Genomic DNA, 15,919 nt, shown 5'->3' with positions numbered 1-15,919 from the left:
CTACCAGTTGTCACGGAACCAGCGCACGGCACGCTTGAACGGCCGTGCTGCGTAGGTATCGACCGGGATTTCAAAGTCCCACCATTCGTCCTGCGGATGCGCCGCGAACAGCGCAAGACCGACCGCCGAGGAAAACCCCGGGCCTGTCGCAGATTGCGGCAAACCATGCACACGCAGCGGTCGACCCAGACGCACTCGCTGACCCAATATGCGGCTGGCCAGCCCATCCAGACCTGGGATCTGACTGGCTCCACCGGTCAGAACGATCTGTTGGCTTGGCATATGTTCGAACCCTGCTGCGTCCAGCCGAACACGGACTTCCTCGAGGATTTCCTCGACGCGCGGTCGCATGATGCCGATCAACTCGGCACGGCTGACGGTACGCCGGTCGTGTTCCCAATCCCCGGTGTCGCCGCCAATGTCGATCATGTCGCGGTCATCGGCTCCGGTGGCGTGAACCCCGCCATTGAAGGTCTTGATCCGCTCGGCGACCGAGGCGGACACACCAAGCCCCATAGAGATGTCACTGGTGACGTGATCCCCGCCCATGCGGACACTGTCGGCATAGATCATGTGCTTTTTGATGAAGATCGAAACGCCGGTGGACCCACCGCCCATGTCGATACAGGCCGCTCCAAGTTCCTGTTCGTCTTCTACCAGCGCAGAAATCCCCGACACATAGGCCGAGTTCGCGATGCCAGCCAATTCCAGGTCGCACCGCTTGACGCAACGAACGATGTTCTGAATCGCAACCGCATCGACCGTCAACATGTGCATGTCGACCGCAAGCGTCTGCCCCATCTGCCCCCGCGGGTCGATCAAGCCAGATCGGTTGTCCAGAGCGAAGTTCACAGGTTGTGCATGCAGCACCTCGCGCCCTGCCCCATAGTCTGGGACATCGCAGGCGTTCAGGACACGACCGATCTCGGCCTCGGTCACCAGCTGACCGTCCAGATCCACCTGCGCATCCAGCCCATAAGATCGAGGGTTTGCCCCCGAGAAACAGGCGATCACATGGTCTACCCGGATATCGGCCATCTTCTGAGCAGCCTGCAGCGCGGTGCGGATGGCGCGCTCGGTTTCCTGCATGGCCGTGATCTCACCAAAGCGCACCCCGCGCGATCGGGTCGTCGCCGCACCGATCACCCGGAACCCGGTCTGCCCGGCCATGGACCCGATCGAGTTGTCCTCGCTGAGCCGCGCCGACCCATCAAAACGCAGCACAAGACAGGCGATCTTGGAACTTCCGACATCCAGGATCGCAACGACACCGCGTTGCATGGCCTGTCTGCGCATCTGGCGCATTGCGCGTTGAGACTGATAGAGATCCGTCATCATCGTATTACTGCCCGTTACCCATAGTCACTTTTGTATTCCACCAGTCTGAGCTGGCGGCTTCTGTCATCCGAATGGTCGGCCGCGCCCCTATGCGCATATCGACCACGGCAACATCCCGTTCCAAAAGGTCCTGCACCTCGTTCACCGCCAGAACACGCTCGAGCGCGCGCACCGGACGTTCCGTCGGCAGCATGACCCGTTGGCCTCGGTCCAGAACCAGGTCCCAGCGCCGTTCGCCGACGCGGACCAGACCGCGCACCCGGCTGCCCAGGCTGCGCGCAGTGGCCAGAAGCTCCAGTGCCTCGGCCACATGCTGATCTGCACCCTGACCGGCAATCAGCGGAAGATCGGAGCGCTCGGTCCGAGCCGCGATCTCGGCCACGTGGGTGCCCGTTTCGTCCAACAGCTGGATGCCTTCACGGGTGCGCCAGACGATCACGGGCTGACGTTCGACAACATCGACCTGCAGAATGCCGCCCGGACGGATCCGCACGGTTGCCGATTTGACCGGGTCCAAGCCGGTGATCGTGTCCCGGATCTGCTCGACATCCAGATCCCAGGAGCTGAGCGGGAAGTCCAAAGGCACGACTTCGCGGATGTCGTCAGCAAGGCCGGCCCCCGCCCCGTCGATCGCCATGAGCTTGACCATGAATTCAGGACGCTCCTGGAACGACGTGATCAAGTTGTCCACCTGCGCCCGAACCGCTTCTCGCCGCTCTTCGGCCGCGAAGTAGAGCCCAACCGTGGCCACGACCGCGCAGAGCGGCACTCCGATCTTGACCCCCAGCCGGATTCCCGGCGTCAGCATCCATCGCTGGAACCGATAACTAAACCGCGACGGTGCCGGGTCCGCACGGCCCTTGCCACGGCGGAAGAACCGACCACCGCGCAACCGCAATTTGGGCTCAGCACGGACGGCGTCGGCGTCCGCAGACTGAAACTCGGCATCAGGGCCGGACAGAGGCTTGGTGCGGTGGATCACCGGCGCACGAGTGGCGGTCAGCGGTCGCATGAGGCGTCCTCGACCATCCAGGCGCAGAGCTGACCGAAGGTCATGCCCAGATGCGCGGCTTGTTCAGGCACCAGCGAGGTGGGGGTCATACCCGGCTGGGTGTTGGCCTCCAGCAGGAACAGGCCCTCTTCGCCCCGGGCCTCGTCCCAGCGGTAATCGGTACGGCTGACGCCCCGGCACCCCAGAACCTGGTGGGCGCGCAGGGCATAATCCATGCATAGCTCGAAGATCCGCGGCGGAATGTCGGCAGGCAGCACGTGGCGCGATCCGCCGGGCTTGTATTTGGCGTCGTAGTCATACCAGCCGTCGGTCAGGATCTCGGTCACGGTCAAGGCGCGGTCGCCCATCACGGTTACCGTCAGCTCGCGCCCGGCGACGTATTGTTCGACCATGACCTGTTCGGGCATGTCATCCGACAGCTGCGGCGGGCCGTTCGACCCTTCGAACACCAGATAGATCCCGACGCTCGAGCCTTCGTTGTTGGGCTTGACCACATATGGCGCGGGCATGACGTGCCCCGCCATCACGTCCGATTTCGGAACGATCGCGCTGTCGGCTACAGGCAGTCCGGCCGCGCGAAAAACCTCTTTGCTGCGTTGCTTGTCCATGGCCAGCGCCGAGGCCAACACGCCGGAATGCGTGTAGGGCATCCTCAGCCACTCCAGCAGACCCTGCACGCAACCGTCCTCGCCCCAGCGGCCATGCAACGCGTTGAAGACCACGTCGGGCTTGATGTCCTGCAAACGCACACAAAGGTCTGGACCGGCGTCCAGTTCGACGACCTCGATCCCTTCTCCCACAAGGGCGGCTGCGCATTCGCGCCCGCTGCTGAGAGACACCTCGCGCTCCGCCGAGGGGCCACCCATCAATACCGCCACTTTGGGGTTTGTCCTGCTCGACCTACCCACGTTCGTGCGCCTCAATGTCCCCGGACCTTATCTGGTGGTCCGTATTTCGTTATGCCTTTGATCCGTCGCCTGAATTTGCCTGTTTTGGTCTGACGGTCGGGGCTTTAATCTGTCAGCGGATCACCGACCCGCATGATTTCCCACTCTAGCGTGATCCCGCTTGTTTCGTAAACCTTTTTTCGCACCTCTTCGCCCAGCCCTTCGAGGTCGGCGGCGGTGGCGTTTCCGGTGTTGATCAGGAAATTCGAATGCTTGGGGCTCATCTGTGCGCCCCCGCGCAGGGCGCCGCGCATTCCGGCGTCGTCGATCACCTTCCAGGCCTTCAGGTCGTGCACATCGTCTGCCCGCCCGGTCGAGGAAAACCCGGCCGGATTGCGGAAGGTCGACCCGGCGCTGCGGTCCTTGGTGGGCTGGGTCTCGTCTCGCTTTTTCAGCTGCGCCTCCATCCGGGCGTGCAGGTCGGCCGGGTCACCCGCCGGGCCCTGGAACGTGGCCGACACCAGCACCGCACCCTCGGGCAGGTCGGATTGACGATAGCGAAAGTTCAGATCGGCGGGCGTCAGCTCGACCACCTCGCCCTGCCGGGTGACGATGGTGGCCGATTTCAGAACATCCGCCGTGTAGCTGCCATAGCAGCCGGCGTTCATCCGCACGGCCCCACCGATGGAACCCGGAATCGTCCGCAGAAAGGTGAGGTCCACCCCCGCATCCGCCGCCTTGCGCGCCACATGCGCATCCAGCGCGGCTGCCCCCGCGGTGACGGTGGTGCCGTCGACCGCGATGCCGTTGAAGCCGCGCCCCAGCCGGATCACAACGGCCCGCAAGCCCCCGTCGCGCACGATCAGGTTCGAGCCGACGCCCATGGGAAACACCGGCACCTCGGCCGGAAGATGATGCAGGAAAGCCTGCAAATCCTCAAGGTCAGCCGGCTGAAACAGATAATCCGCCGGGCCGCCGACTCGCAGCCATGTGAGGTCGTTCAGTGGTCGGTTCGCCGTCAGGCGGCCTTGAGGCGTTGGCAAAGTGGTCATTGAGGCTAGATCGCGGATTCGGCGGGGCGTGGCAAGCCCGTTCCAAGCCGCAGGGTCAAATCCGCCGCCGCAGCCACCGCCCAAGGTAGATCACCGGCCATCGCAGCACTGACATGCCGGCGGCCAGAACGAACAGGCCAACCCACGGGCCGTTTTCGTAGGTGACATAACCCAAGATCGGAATGCCCACCGCGATCAGCGCATAGGCGCGGGTCCAGTGGTTGTCCTTGCTGGGGATCATGGCCAGCACATTGGCGGCGACGCCCCAAAGGGCGGCAAGGGCGATAGACCAGCTCATTGCCCCACCTCGCGGCCCGACCATTTGCGCCAGTAAAACCGGATGGGGTTGCGGAACATCGATACGAACCCGGCAAAGGCCAGCGCTCCGATCAGCCAGCCATGTACCACACCCAGCCAGACGATCAGAACCGGCGCGCAGATCAGCAGCACGATGCCCGGCGGGAATTGCAGGCGCATCGGCAACAGCGCCACGACAGTGGCGCAGATCACCCAAAGGGCGGCAAAGATGACGGAATAATCCATGGTTCTCTCCGCAAATGAGTCACGCACCAGGGCAGCTACACATCCGCAAGTTGTGCACCCAAATGCCTGCTAACGTCAAACGGCTTGTTTTACCTTCAGCCGGTCAGGCAGCGCATTGGCCCAGGCACTGATGGTGCCAGCGCCCAGGCAGACGACCATGTCGCCGGGCCGGGCCTGTTCGCGGACCAGACGCTCCAGGTCGCCTTCGTCCAGCAGCGCGCGCGCGTGGCGGTGGCCGTGGCGGATCAGGCCCTGCACCAGATCATCGCGGCTGGCGCCTTCGATCGGGTCCTCTCCGGCAGAGAAGACCTCGGCAATGGCCACGACATCGGCATCGTTGAAACAGGCGCAGAAATCGTCGAACAGGTTGGACAGGCGCGAATAGCGGTGCGGCTGGTGCACGGCGATCACGCGGCCTTCGGTCGCCTGACGCGCAGCCTTGAGCACCGCCGCGATTTCCACCGGGTGGTGGCCGTAGTCGTCGATGATGGTGACGCCGTTCACCTCGCCAACCTTGGTAAAGCGGCGATTGACGCCACCGAAATTGGCCAGCGCGTCGCGGATTTCAGCGGTCTTCATGCCCAGATGACGTGCCACGGCGACCGCCGACAGCGCGTTCGAGACGTTGTGATCGCCCGGCATGGGCAGGGTGCAACCCTCGATCACGGTATCCTCGTATTGCAGGTGGATGTCGAAATGCGCAATGCCGCCCTTGTAGGTCAGGTTGACCGCACGCACGTCAGCCTGGGCGTTGAACCCATAGGTGCGCACGCGACGGTCGGCGATGCGGCCCACCAGCGCCTGAACCTCGGCATGGTCGGTGCAGCACACCGCCAGACCGTAGAACGGGATGTTCGAGACGAAATCATGAAAGCCCGCGCGCAGGCGGTCGAAATCACCCCAATGCTCCATGTGCTCGGGGTCGATATTGGTGACGATGGCGATGGTCGCGGGCAGCCGGTTGAACGAGCCGTCGGACTCGTCGGCCTCGACCACCATCCACTCGCCCTGCCCCATCCGCGCGTTCGAGCCGTAGGCATGGATCACGCCGCCGTTGATGACGGTCGGGTCGAAATCGCCCGCCACCATCAACTCGGCCATCATCGTGGTGGTCGTGGTCTTGCCGTGGGTACCGGCAATGGCGATGTTGGATTTCAGCCGCATCAGCTCGGCCAGCATGTCGGCACGGCGCACCACCGGCAGGCCCAATGCGCGGGCGCCGTCCAGTTCAGGGTTGCCCGGCTTGATCGCGGTCGACACGACCACGACTGCCGCGTTGTCGAGATTCTCGGCCCGCTGACCCACGAAAATTTCGGCCCCTAGCGACGCCAGACGGTCGGTGATCTTCGAGGCTTTCAGATCGGATCCCTGCACCTGGTACCCAAGGTTCAGCAGCACCTCGGCGATGCCCGACATCCCGATGCCGCCGATGCCCACGAAATGGATCGGTCCGACATCCTGCGGCAGTTTGGTTGCTGGATTCATGGGGTCTCCTTCTGCGCCAGCTGTTCGACAAGGGCCACCAGACGCTCGGTCGCGTCGGGCGCCCCGACCGACAGGGCAGCATGGGCCATTTTCTGTGCGGCTTCGGGGTTGGTCAGAACCAGTGCGATTTGCTCGGTCAGGGCGGGAACGTCAAGCGCATTTTCGGGAATCATGATCGCCCCGCCCGCCTGCACCAACCCGCGCGCATTGGCGGTTTGGTGATCGCCCGCTGCGGCGGCAAAGGGGATCAGGATCGAGGGCCGCCCGATCACCGAGATGTCGGCCACGCTGGACGCGCCCGAGCGGCTGATCACCAATTGCGCCTCGGACATGCGGCGGGGGACGTCGTGGAAAAAGGGCTGGACCTCGGCCAGAATCCCGTGGTCGGCGTAGAAGGCGGTGACCCGCTCGGCATCCTCTTCGCGCGCCTGATGCGAAACACGGATATACTGGCGCAGGCTCTCGGGCAGTGCGGCGATGGCGCCGGGCACCACATCGCTGAGGATGCGGGCGCCTTGGCTGCCGCCCATCACCAGCACCGACATCGGATAATCTCCGGGCGGGATATAGGGCGCGGCCGCGCGTTCCAGCACGGCAGCACGGACCGGGTTACCGGTGTGGATGCCGTGGGCGCCCTCGGGCAGGTCGGTGGGCCAGACGCCGCAGGCCACATGCGCGACCCGGGTGGCGAACAGCTGGTTCACGCGCCCCAGAACGCCGTTCTGTTCGTGGATCATGCGGGGCAGACGCAGCATCACCGCCGCGCTCAGCGCCGGGATCGACGGATAGCCACCGAACCCCACCACCACGTCCGGCTTGTCGCGCAGCAACTGGGCCGTCATCCCGGCAACCCCGGCTGCGATCCGGGGACCAGCCAGCGCCTTGGCCGCCAGCCCGCCGCGCGCGAACGTGGCCGAGGAGACCTCGACGATCTCGGTGGAATGCGGAAAACCGCCCGTGTAACGCGCGCCGCGCGCATCGGTGGACAGGCGTACGCGCCAGCCCTTGTTCAGCATGGCCTCAGCCAGCGCCTGGGCGGGGAACATGTGGCCCCCGGTTCCGCCAGCTGCGATCAGCAAATAAGGGTTCGTCATCAGCCTCGTCCGCGCAGAATGTCACCCAGCTCGCCTTGGGGCCGCGACCGCGTGAACGCCAGCAGCATCCCCAACGCAATACCACCCGCAATCAACGACGAGCCGCCGTAGCTGACGAAAGGCAGCGTCATGCCCTTGGCCGGCAGCAGGCGCACCGCGACGCCCATGTTGATCATCGCCTGAACACCGAACATGCAGGCCAGACCGGTGCCTGCCAACCGGGTGAACATGTCACGCTCGCGCATCAGGCGCAGCAGGGACCGTACCACGATGATTGAATAAAGCGCGATGATGATCAGCACCAGGATCAGGCCGTATTCTTCGGCCGCGACGGCGATGATGAAATCGGTATGTGCATCGGGCAGCGACCATTTCACCTGCCCCTCGCCAACCCCAACGCCAAACAGCCCGCCTTCGCGGATTGCGTTGGTGGCATAGCCCAACTGGGTCGTCGGATCGACCTCTTGATTCAGGAAACCATCGATGCGCCGGGCGAAGTGTTCAGAATTGGCGTAGGCGAACATGCCACCCAAGACGACCGCTCCGGCCATTCCCAGCAGCAGGAACATCGGTGCACCCGCCACGAAATACATCACGCCCCAGCCGAACAGGATCAGACAGGCCTGACCGAAATCAGGCTGCATCACCAACATGCCAACGATCGACATACACAGCGCAAACGACCACAACCGCCCTGGCGGGCCATTGATCTCCTGCGCTGCGGCCAGCAGCCAGGCGGCCACGACAATGAAGCCGGGCTTCAGAAACTCGGACGGTTGCAGCGAGGCGAAGCCCAGCGAATACCAGCGCACCGCACCCTTGCCGAAATCGGTCCCGAAGACCGGCAGAAAGGCCAGCGCAACAAATGAGGCCAGAAAGCCCAGCACCGCCAACCGACGCACCAAGGTGGGTGACATCATCGAGGTCAGCATCATCGCGATCAGCGCCAACACACCGAAAAGGGCCTGACGCTCGACATAGTGGAACGGATCGAACCCATTGCGCTGCGCCAACGGCGGCGACGAGGCCAGCCCCAACAGAAGCCCGATCGCAAAAAGGATCAGCACGCAGGACATCGTCCAGCGGTCAATCGTCCGCCACCATTTCGGAAGGATCGGTTCACCGCGCTGGTCCTGGACCGCGCCATACACCATCTCAGTCATGAGATACCGCCACTATCTGCCTCGTTACCGTCCCGTTTTCGGGATCTGTTTGAGAGTCTACAGGGAAAATGCCCCTCAGGCCAGCCTCTTCCTCTTGTCATTGGCGTCAATCCGCGCCAAGGGCGAGGGATGCGATTTGACACGATCATACTGGGCGCCGGAGCCGCCGGCATGATGTGCGCCGCCCATTGCGGCGGCCGTGTACTGGTGATCGATCACGCCAAGGCGCCGGGGGAAAAGATCCGCATCTCGGGCGGGGGGCGGTGCAACTTCACAAACCTCTACGCCGGACCACAGAACTTCCTGTCGCAGAACCCGCATTTCTGCAAATCGGCGCTGGCGCGATACACCCAGTGGGACTTCATCGACCTTGTGGGCCGTCACGGCATCGCATGGCATGAAAAGACGCTGGGGCAGCTGTTCTGCGACGGCTCATCGAAGCAGATCATCGCCATGCTGCTGGCCGAGATGGACCGCGCGGGCGCAGAGCTGTGGTTGCACACGTCGCTGCGCCATCTGCGCAAGACCGAAGCCGGCTTTGAACTGGTGGTCGAGCGCGAGGGTGCGCGATATGACCTGAGCTGTGCCAACGTGGTTTTGGCCACCGGCGGAAAATCCATCCCCAAGATGGGTGCGACCGGGCTGGCCTATGACATCGCCGCGCAGTTCGGATTGCACGTCACCGAGACCCGTGCCGCACTGGTGCCGTTCACCTTCCCCGATGGGCGGTTCAAAGACTTGTCCGGTGTTTCCGTCCCCGCGCGACTGTCGAACGATCGCGCGAGTTTCGACGAGGCGCTGCTGTTCACCCATCGCGGCCTGAGCGGTCCGGCTGTGCTGCAACTGTCCTCATACTGGCGCGAGGGCGAGGCGATCCGGGTCAACCTGATCCCCGAGCTGCCCCTTTTCGACCTTCTGCGCGAACGGCGGCAAAGCGCGGGCCGCAAGGCCCTGACAACCGAACTCGCGCACCACCTGCCCGCCCGCCTGGTCGAGTTTCTGAGCGTCCAGACCCCGATGCACGGCAACCTGGCCGATCAGTCGGATGCGGCGCTGCAAGCGCTGACCGATGCGCTGAGCGACTGGGCACTGACCCCCTCGGGCACCGAAGGGTACCGCACCGCCGAGGTCACCTTGGGCGGCATCGATACGGACTGCCTGTCGTCCAAAACGATGGAGGCCAGGGATGTCCCCGGCCTCTATGCGATTGGTGAAGCGGTGGATGTCACCGGATGGCTGGGCGGATACAATTTCCAGTGGGCGTGGTCCTCGGGCCACGCCGCCGGAATTGCGATCGCCGGTCGCCTTTAGCCTACGACGTTGTAGCCGCGGCCGCGCATGCAGTTGCGGACGATGACTTCCTGCTTCTGGGTGTTTTGCAGAGCGCTGGCGCCTGCCCCCACCAGTGCGCCAGCGACAGCCGCACGGCCCAGATCGCTTGCGCTGTCGTCGATGATGGCTTTGGTGCCCGCAGCACCCGCCGCGCCAATGGCCGCCGCCCCAGCGGTATTGCTGTCGATCGTGCCCTGCTGCCGCGCTACGGCCTGACACTGCGCCAGGTCTGCGTTGTAGTTCGGGCTGACGGGTCCATCCACAATGGGTTGGTAGTTCGCGCCTGTGTTCGTGCAGGCCCCTGCCACCAGGATGGCCGGCAGGATCATTGAAAGCTTGCGGTTCAGCATGGTCTTAACCTCGTGTTGAATTCCTAGGGTAACAAAATCATTAATTCTGGTGCGTCAAGCTGATAGCACTTCAATTTGGCCCAACCGGCGGTTCATTGCAAATGTACAGTTCAAAGCCGCTTTTGAACCTGCGCCACGAAATCGTCGCCGCGCTGTTCGAAATTGTCGTACTGGTCGAAACTGGCCGCCGCGGGCGCCAGCAGCACGGTTTCACCCGGCGCGGCGTCGCGCATGGCCTGTTCGACTGCCTCGGCCATTGTGGTGCAAACGCGGGCCTCAACCGACAACTGCATGGCGAAGCCAGCCGCCTCGCGCCCGATCACATAGGCGCACAGAACCTCGCCGGTCGCATCGTTCAGCGCGGCGAGACCCCCCTCTTTCTCAAGCCCGCCGCAGATCCAGCGGATCTTTTTGAACGCGCCCAGCGCCTTGGCCGCGCTGTCGACATTGGTGGCCTTGGAGTCGTTCACGAATGTCACACCGTTTGCCTCGGCGATGATCTGGCTGCGGTGCGGCAGGCCCGGATAGCTGTGCAGCGCGTCCTCGATCATCTTGGGCGCCAGGCCCAGCGCGCGACAGGCGGCATAGGCCGAACACGCGTTCTGGTGGTTGTGGGTTCCGGGCAGGCCCTTGATGCCGCGCAGGTCGATCGAAGCGGCCTGCCGCCCCTTGCGGTATTCCGACAGAAACCCCTTGCGGGCAAAGACCTGCCAGCCCGGGCCGGCCAATTTGCGCGCCACCGACACGCGGATTACCCGGTCGTCGCCCGGCCCTTCGGCCAGTTGACCGGCTAGAAACGCGCCTTCGATCTCGTCCACGCCGATCACGGCACGGTCGGGACCGCCTTCAGAGAACAGGCGGCGTTTGGCGGCGAAATAGCCGCCCATGCCCCCATGCCGGTCCAGATGGTCGGGCGAGAGATTGGTGAACACCGCCACGTCGGGCGTCAGCGCACGCGCCAGCTCGGTCTGATAGCTGGAAAGCTCCAGCACCACCACTGATCCGTCGCCGCCGGGCTCGATATCCAGCACGCCGCGCCCGATATTGCCCGCCAGCTGCGCCTCGCGCCCCGATTGGGTCAGGATATGGTGGATCAGCGCCGCCGTGGTCGACTTCCCGTTCGAGCCGGTGACGGCGACCACACGCGGCGGCACATCGAACTTGTCCCATTCGGCACCGCCCAGCGAGCGGAAGAACAGACCAATGTCATTGTCGACCGGAACGCCGGCCTGCAGCGCGGCGGCAACTACCGGGTTGGGTTCGGGATAAAGATGGGGAATGCCGGGCGATACGATCAACGTGGCAATCGCGTCAAAGGCGCCTTCCCGCCGCAGGTCCTGACACATGAACCCCTCGGCCTCGGCCTTTTCGCGCGCGGCGGGGTTGTCATCCCAGCACACCGGCTCGGCTCCGCCCGTCCGCAATGCGCGCGCCGTGGCCAGGCCCGACCGCCCCAGCCCCAGAACCGCAACCTTATGTCCTGAAAACCCTTTGACCGGGATCATGCCGCGCACCTTCTTCCATCTGCCAATGCGCCGCTACCCTGTACCGAAGAATTGACCCTTGGCAAGGGCGGCGTCAGGCTCGCGCCCTCGGCGCGAGCCGGGCCCAACGGGTACAGGCGGGCCGCAGGCCCACCGCGCCCGGCGGGAGCCTTACCGTACTTTCAGTGTCGCAAGGCCAATCATCGCCAGGATCAGCGAGATGATCCAGAACCGGATCACGATGGTTGGCTCGGCCCAGCCCTTCTTCTCATAGTGGTGATGGATCGGCGCCATCAGGAAGACCCGCCGGCCTGTGCGTTTGAAATACAGCACCTGGATGATCACGCTCAACGCCTCGACCACGAACAGGCCGCCGACGATGGCCAGAACCAGCTCGTGCTTGGTGGCAACGGCGATGGCGCCCAGTGCGCCGCCGAGGGCCAGCGAGCCGGTATCCCCCATGAACACCGCCGCTGGCGGAGCGTTGTACCACAGAAACCCAAGCCCACCGCCAAACAATGCGGCGGTGAAGATAAGAATCTCACCCGTGCCGGGCACATAATGCACGTCCAGATATTCGGTAAAGTCGACGCGACCCACCGCATAGGCGATCACGCCCAAAGTCGACGCCGCGATCATCGCGGGCATGATGGCCAGCCCGTCCAGCCCGTCGGTCAGGTTCACTGCATTCGCCGCCCCCACGATCACCACGATCGAGAACGGAATGTAGAAGATACTCAGATTGATCAGCGTGTCCTTGAAGATCGGCACGGCCAGCTGGTTCTGCAGCATCTCCGGGTGGTGCAGCGTCGCCCACAGCGCGGCCAGCGCGGCGATTATGATGCCCAAAGCCAGGCGCATTTTGCCCGAAACGCCCTTGGTATTCTGCTTCGACACCTTGGCATAGTCGTCCGCGAATCCGATGGCCGCATAGGCCAGAGTGACAAACAGAACCATCCACACATAAGGATTGTCCCACCGTGCCCAAATCAGCGTGGACGTCACCAGGGCACCTACAATCAGCAACCCCCCCATCGTGGGTGTGCCGGCCTTGGAAAAGTGCCCCTCGGGGCCGTCATCCCGGATTGGCTGACCTTTGCCCTGCTTCCGGCGCAGCACGTTGATCAACGGCTTGCCGAACAGGAAGCCAAAGATCAGGGCCGTCAGAAAGGCGCCGCCTGCGCGGAACGTGATGTAGCGGAAGAGGTTGAAGAAATCCCCTCCGTCCGACAGGCTGGTCAACCAATAGAGCATTACAAAACCTTTCTCACACCGCGGTCATGGGTGGTCATGCATCAAGCGCGCCCACTTGCCCCATTTTCCGCAAACCGTCAACAATCCGTGCCAGCGCCATGCTGAGCGAGCCTTTGGCCAACACGGCATCGCCCGCCCGAACCAGCTGCGGAAGCTCTTGAACCATTTCGGCGCTGGTCTCGAACCACAGCCCGCGCTTGTCCTCGGGCAACGCCTCGTGCAGCGCCCGCATCAACGGTCCAATGCAATGCACCTTGTCGATCTGCGTCATGGCCGGCACGTCTGCCATCGCTGCGTGCATCGCGCGTTCGTTTGGCCCCAGCTCTTTCATGTCGCCCAGGAAGGCGATGCGCCTTTCGCTCTGCGCTGCCGCCAACACATCCAGCGCCGCCGCCATCGAGGTCGGATTGGCGTTGTAGCTGTCATCCAGCAGTTCGATCTGCCCGCCATCCGGCAATGTCAGCGTTTCGCGCACGCCCCGCCCTGTGACCGGCGCCCATTTGGCCAGGCCGGTGATGGCCGCGTCCAGATCGATGCCCAGCGCAACACAGGCGGCAAGCGCGCCCAGGCCGTTCATGGCAAAATGCGTGCCCGCCGATTGCACATCAAAGGCGATGGCCTGGCCCATGGCCTCGGCGGTCACGTGGATGTCTGTAGGCGACTGGGTCACGCCGGTCAGCCGATAATCCGATGCGGTGCGGCCGAAATCCACGATCACCGCGCCATGCCGGGCGGCGCAGGAGCGCAGGATGTCGGTATGATCAAGGTCAGCGTTCACGATGGCGGTGCCGCCGGCCTCCAGCCCATCAAAGATGGCGGCCTTTTCGTGGGCGATACCGGCAACCGACTCGAACGCCTCCAGGTGAACGGCGGCGACGGTAGTGACCAGCGCCACATGCGGGCGAGCCTGCCGCGCCAGGGGTGCAATTTCGCCGGGATGGTTCATGCCGATCTCGATCACCGCATATTCGGTGTCGCGCGGCATCCGAGCCAGAGTCAGCGGCACGCCCCAATGGTTGTTGTAGCTGGCAACGCTGGCATGTGTGCGGCCCTGATCCGACAGGATGGTCCCCAGCATCTCCTTGGTCGAGGTCTTGCCGACACTGCCCGTCACCCCGACCACGCGGGCCTTGCACCGGTCACGGGCGGCGCGGCCCAACGCCTCGAGCGCGGTTTGTACGTCATCGACGATCAACAATGGCGCATCGGCGGCCACGCCATCCGGGATGTGCGTCACCAGCGCGGCAGCAGCCCCTTTGTCCAGCGCTTGCGCCACGAAATCATGCCCGTCGCGCGCCGCCTTCAACGCCACGAACAGGTCGCCCGGTTGCAGCGTGCGCGTATCGATGGACACGCCGCCCGCCTGCCAATCGGTCGTGGCCCGCCCACACGTCGCGGCGGCGGCCTCGGATGCGGTCCAGAGTGTCATGCGACCCTCCCGTCCAGTGCGGCCACGGCGATGCTGGCCTGTTCCACATCATCGAAGGGCAGAACCTGGTCACCCACGATCTGCCCGGTCTCGTGCCCCTTGCCCGCGATCAGCAGCGCATCGCCGGGCTGCAATGCATCGATGCCGCGCAGGATGGCCTCGGCCCGATCGGCAACCTCGGTCGCGTCGGGGGCCCCGGCCATCACCGCAGCGCGGATGGCGGCAGGGTCTTCCGAGCGCGGGTTGTCGTCGGTGACAAAGACGATGTCGGCGTTCTCGGCCGCGGCCCGCCCCATCAGCGGGCGCTTGGTCGCGTCGCGGTCGCCGCCCGCGCCGACGATGGCGATCAACCGGCCCATCACATGCGGACGCAGCGCCTGCAAGGCGGTGGCCACGGCGTCGGGCGTGTGCGCGTAGTCGACGAATACCGCCGCCCCGTTGCTGCGGGTCGCCGCCAACTGCATCCGCCCCCGCACCGTAGTCAGATGCGGCAGAGTGTCGAAGACATGTTCAGCCTCGTCACCGCTCGCAATGACCAATCCGCAAGCCAGCAGAACGTTTTCCGCCTGAAACCCGCCGATCAGGTTCAGCCGGGTCTGGAAGGTCTTGCCGCGCCAGGCAAAGCGCAGATCCTGCCCAGTAGCGTCAAACCGTTGGTTCAACAGGCAAAGATCAGCATCCCCGCTGCCCACCGTCAGGATCGACTGACCGCGCGCCTGCGCGATATCACGGATCGCGGCGCCTTTCGGATCATCCATGTTGATCACGGCGGTTCCGTCCTGCGGCAGAACCCGGTCGAACAGCCCCGCCTTGGCGGCGAAATACGCCTCGAACGTCGCGTGATAGTCCAGGTGATCCTGGGTGAAATTCGAAAACCCCGCCGCCGTCAGGTGCACGCCGTCCAGCCGGCGCTGTTCCAACCCATGCGACGAGGCCTCCATCGCGGCGTGGGTCACGCCGGCCTCGGCGGCCTCGGCCAGACAGCGATGCAGGGTGATGGGTTCGGGTGTCGTGTGGGCCAGCGGTGCCGTCCACGCGCCCTCGACCCCTGTCGTGCCGAGATTGACGGCCATGTGGCCCAGTTCGGTCCAGATCTGGCGCACGAAGGTCGAAATCGAGGTCTTGCCGTTGGTGCCGGTGACCGCCACCATGGTGCGCGGCTGCGCCCCGAACCACAATGCGGCGGTATAGGCCAGCGTCTGGCGCGGGTCCTGCACCACCACCAGGGCGGCGTCCGAGGCGGCCAGTTCATCGGCGGCGATCCGCTCGCCTTCGGCATCGGTCAGGATGGCGGCGGCCCCCATGCGCAAGGCGTATTGGATGAATTCGCCGCCATGCACGCGCGTCCCCGGCAGCGCCGCGAACAAAAAGCCGTCCTTGACCTGACGGCTGTCCACCGCCAGCCCGGTAGTCTCCGGGTCGGCACCGCCGCGCGCGGTCAGGGCCAGCTGGCTGAGTTTCTTTGACCTTGCGCCCATGACCCACCTCTGTCGGAC

At 64.5% G+C, this 15,919-nt stretch carries 15 protein-coding genes; 1 reads left to right on the top strand and 14 read right to left on the bottom strand.

Features of this window, described 5'->3' with window-relative positions; all coding sequences use genetic code 11:
* The 9 genes from ftsA to ftsW all read right to left on the bottom strand — a co-directional run bounded on the left by ftsA (nt 1) and on the right by ftsW (nt 8,574).
* Nucleotides 1-1,335 (bottom strand): cell division protein FtsA, encoded by a 1,335-nt coding sequence (gene ftsA, locus ACR0MM_RS09885; protein WP_093964849.1) that lies wholly within the window; start codon nt 1,333-1,335, stop codon nt 1-3.
* Between the two features lie 7 nt (nt 1,336-1,342).
* Entirely contained in the window at nt 1,343-2,350 is a 1,008-nt protein-coding gene (locus tag ACR0MM_RS09880) for a cell division protein FtsQ/DivIB (protein ID WP_480695884.1), read from the bottom strand.
* On the bottom strand, nt 2,338-3,258 hold the full coding sequence (locus ACR0MM_RS09875) for a D-alanine--D-alanine ligase (protein ID WP_480695882.1): 921 nt from the start codon (nt 3,256-3,258) through the stop codon (nt 2,338-2,340). The genes ACR0MM_RS09880 and ACR0MM_RS09875 overlap by 13 nt, the downstream gene beginning before the upstream one ends.
* 104 nt (nt 3,259-3,362) lie before the next feature.
* Nucleotides 3,363-4,289, bottom strand: a complete 927-nt coding sequence (gene murB / locus ACR0MM_RS09870; protein ID WP_170508842.1) for a UDP-N-acetylmuramate dehydrogenase — start codon at nt 4,287-4,289, stop codon at nt 3,363-3,365.
* A gap of 55 nt (nt 4,290-4,344) precedes the next feature.
* Entirely contained in the window at nt 4,345-4,587 is a 243-nt protein-coding gene (locus ACR0MM_RS09865; protein ID WP_170357288.1) for a DUF2484 family protein, read from the bottom strand.
* Nucleotides 4,584-4,832 (bottom strand): DUF2484 family protein, encoded by a 249-nt coding sequence (locus tag ACR0MM_RS09860; protein ID WP_170357287.1) that lies wholly within the window; start codon nt 4,830-4,832, stop codon nt 4,584-4,586. Before ACR0MM_RS09860 ends, ACR0MM_RS09865 begins: the two co-directional genes overlap by 4 nt.
* A 75-nt stretch (nt 4,833-4,907) precedes the next feature.
* The gene (gene murC / locus ACR0MM_RS09855; protein WP_480695880.1) at nt 4,908-6,317 is read right to left on the bottom strand and encodes a UDP-N-acetylmuramate--L-alanine ligase; all 1,410 of its coding nucleotides are present in this window, start codon (nt 6,315-6,317) and stop codon (nt 4,908-4,910) included.
* Nucleotides 6,314-7,411 (bottom strand): UDP-N-acetylglucosamine--N-acetylmuramyl-(pentapeptide) pyrophosphoryl-undecaprenol N-acetylglucosamine transferase, encoded by a 1,098-nt coding sequence (locus ACR0MM_RS09850; protein ID WP_170434644.1) that lies wholly within the window; start codon nt 7,409-7,411, stop codon nt 6,314-6,316. Before ACR0MM_RS09850 ends, murC begins: the two co-directional genes overlap by 4 nt.
* The gene (ftsW, locus tag ACR0MM_RS09845) at nt 7,411-8,574 is read right to left on the bottom strand and encodes a putative lipid II flippase FtsW (RefSeq protein WP_170357284.1); all 1,164 of its coding nucleotides are present in this window, start codon (nt 8,572-8,574) and stop codon (nt 7,411-7,413) included. The genes ACR0MM_RS09850 and ftsW overlap by 1 nt, the downstream gene beginning before the upstream one ends.
* A 129-nt stretch (nt 8,575-8,703) precedes the next feature.
* Between ftsW and ACR0MM_RS09840 the strand changes: the two genes are divergently transcribed.
* Entirely contained in the window at nt 8,704-9,885 is a 1,182-nt protein-coding gene (locus tag ACR0MM_RS09840) for a BaiN/RdsA family NAD(P)/FAD-dependent oxidoreductase (RefSeq protein WP_480695878.1), read from the top strand.
* Here ACR0MM_RS09840 and ACR0MM_RS09835 read toward each other — a convergent pair.
* The 5 genes from ACR0MM_RS09835 to ACR0MM_RS09815 all read right to left on the bottom strand — a co-directional run bounded on the left by ACR0MM_RS09835 (nt 9,882) and on the right by ACR0MM_RS09815 (nt 15,901).
* Nucleotides 9,882-10,256 (bottom strand): glycine zipper family protein, encoded by a 375-nt coding sequence (locus tag ACR0MM_RS09835; protein ID WP_093964839.1) that lies wholly within the window; start codon nt 10,254-10,256, stop codon nt 9,882-9,884. The genes ACR0MM_RS09840 and ACR0MM_RS09835 overlap by 4 nt on opposite strands.
* A 110-nt stretch (nt 10,257-10,366) precedes the next feature.
* Nucleotides 10,367-11,761 carry a UDP-N-acetylmuramoyl-L-alanine--D-glutamate ligase gene (gene murD / locus ACR0MM_RS09830; RefSeq protein WP_480695877.1) on the bottom strand — a complete coding sequence of 465 codons (1,395 nt, stop codon included), beginning with the start codon at nt 11,759-11,761 and terminating at the stop codon, nt 10,367-10,369.
* A gap of 150 nt (nt 11,762-11,911) precedes the next feature.
* The gene (mraY, locus tag ACR0MM_RS09825; RefSeq protein WP_480695875.1) at nt 11,912-12,994 is read right to left on the bottom strand and encodes a phospho-N-acetylmuramoyl-pentapeptide-transferase; all 1,083 of its coding nucleotides are present in this window, start codon (nt 12,992-12,994) and stop codon (nt 11,912-11,914) included.
* A 34-nt stretch (nt 12,995-13,028) separates the two neighbouring features.
* The gene (locus ACR0MM_RS09820) at nt 13,029-14,423 is read right to left on the bottom strand and encodes a UDP-N-acetylmuramoyl-tripeptide--D-alanyl-D-alanine ligase (protein ID WP_480695873.1); all 1,395 of its coding nucleotides are present in this window, start codon (nt 14,421-14,423) and stop codon (nt 13,029-13,031) included.
* The gene (locus ACR0MM_RS09815) at nt 14,420-15,901 is read right to left on the bottom strand and encodes a UDP-N-acetylmuramoyl-L-alanyl-D-glutamate--2,6-diaminopimelate ligase (protein ID WP_480695871.1); all 1,482 of its coding nucleotides are present in this window, start codon (nt 15,899-15,901) and stop codon (nt 14,420-14,422) included. The genes ACR0MM_RS09820 and ACR0MM_RS09815 overlap by 4 nt, the downstream gene beginning before the upstream one ends.
* Nucleotides 15,902-15,919: the final 18 nt, after the last annotated feature.

This window comes from Ruegeria sp. BC6, assembly GCF_056539185.1.
This window is presented reverse-complemented; position numbering and strand designations above follow the sequence as displayed.

Coding starts and splice junctions, on each gene's coding strand:
- ftsA (WP_093964849.1), bottom strand. CDS start 1,335: ATGACGGATCTCTATCAGTCTCAACGCGCAATGCGCCAGATGCGCAGA.
- ACR0MM_RS09880 (WP_480695884.1), bottom strand. CDS start 2,350: ATGCGACCGCTGACCGCCACTCGTGCGCCGGTGATCCACCGCACCAAG.
- murB (WP_170508842.1), bottom strand. CDS start 4,289: ATGACCACTTTGCCAACGCCTCAAGGCCGCCTGACGGCGAACCGACCA.
- ACR0MM_RS09865 (WP_170357288.1), bottom strand. CDS start 4,587: ATGAGCTGGTCTATCGCCCTTGCCGCCCTTTGGGGCGTCGCCGCCAAT.
- ACR0MM_RS09860 (WP_170357287.1), bottom strand. CDS start 4,832: ATGGATTATTCCGTCATCTTTGCCGCCCTTTGGGTGATCTGCGCCACT.
- murC (WP_480695880.1), bottom strand. CDS start 6,317: ATGAATCCAGCAACCAAACTGCCGCAGGATGTCGGACCGATCCATTTC.
- ACR0MM_RS09850 (WP_170434644.1), bottom strand. CDS start 7,411: ATGACGAACCCTTATTTGCTGATCGCAGCTGGCGGAACCGGGGGCCAC.
- ftsW (WP_170357284.1), bottom strand. CDS start 8,574: ATGACTGAGATGGTGTATGGCGCGGTCCAGGACCAGCGCGGTGAACCG.
- ACR0MM_RS09840 (WP_480695878.1), top strand. CDS start 8,704: ATGCGATTTGACACGATCATACTGGGCGCCGGAGCCGCCGGCATGATG.
- ACR0MM_RS09835 (WP_093964839.1), bottom strand. CDS start 10,256: ATGCTGAACCGCAAGCTTTCAATGATCCTGCCGGCCATCCTGGTGGCA.
- murD (WP_480695877.1), bottom strand. CDS start 11,761: ATGATCCCGGTCAAAGGGTTTTCAGGACATAAGGTTGCGGTTCTGGGG.
- mraY (WP_480695875.1), bottom strand. CDS start 12,994: ATGCTCTATTGGTTGACCAGCCTGTCGGACGGAGGGGATTTCTTCAAC.
- ACR0MM_RS09820 (WP_480695873.1), bottom strand. CDS start 14,423: ATGACACTCTGGACCGCATCCGAGGCCGCCGCCGCGACGTGTGGGCGG.
- ACR0MM_RS09815 (WP_480695871.1), bottom strand. CDS start 15,901: ATGGGCGCAAGGTCAAAGAAACTCAGCCAGCTGGCCCTGACCGCGCGC.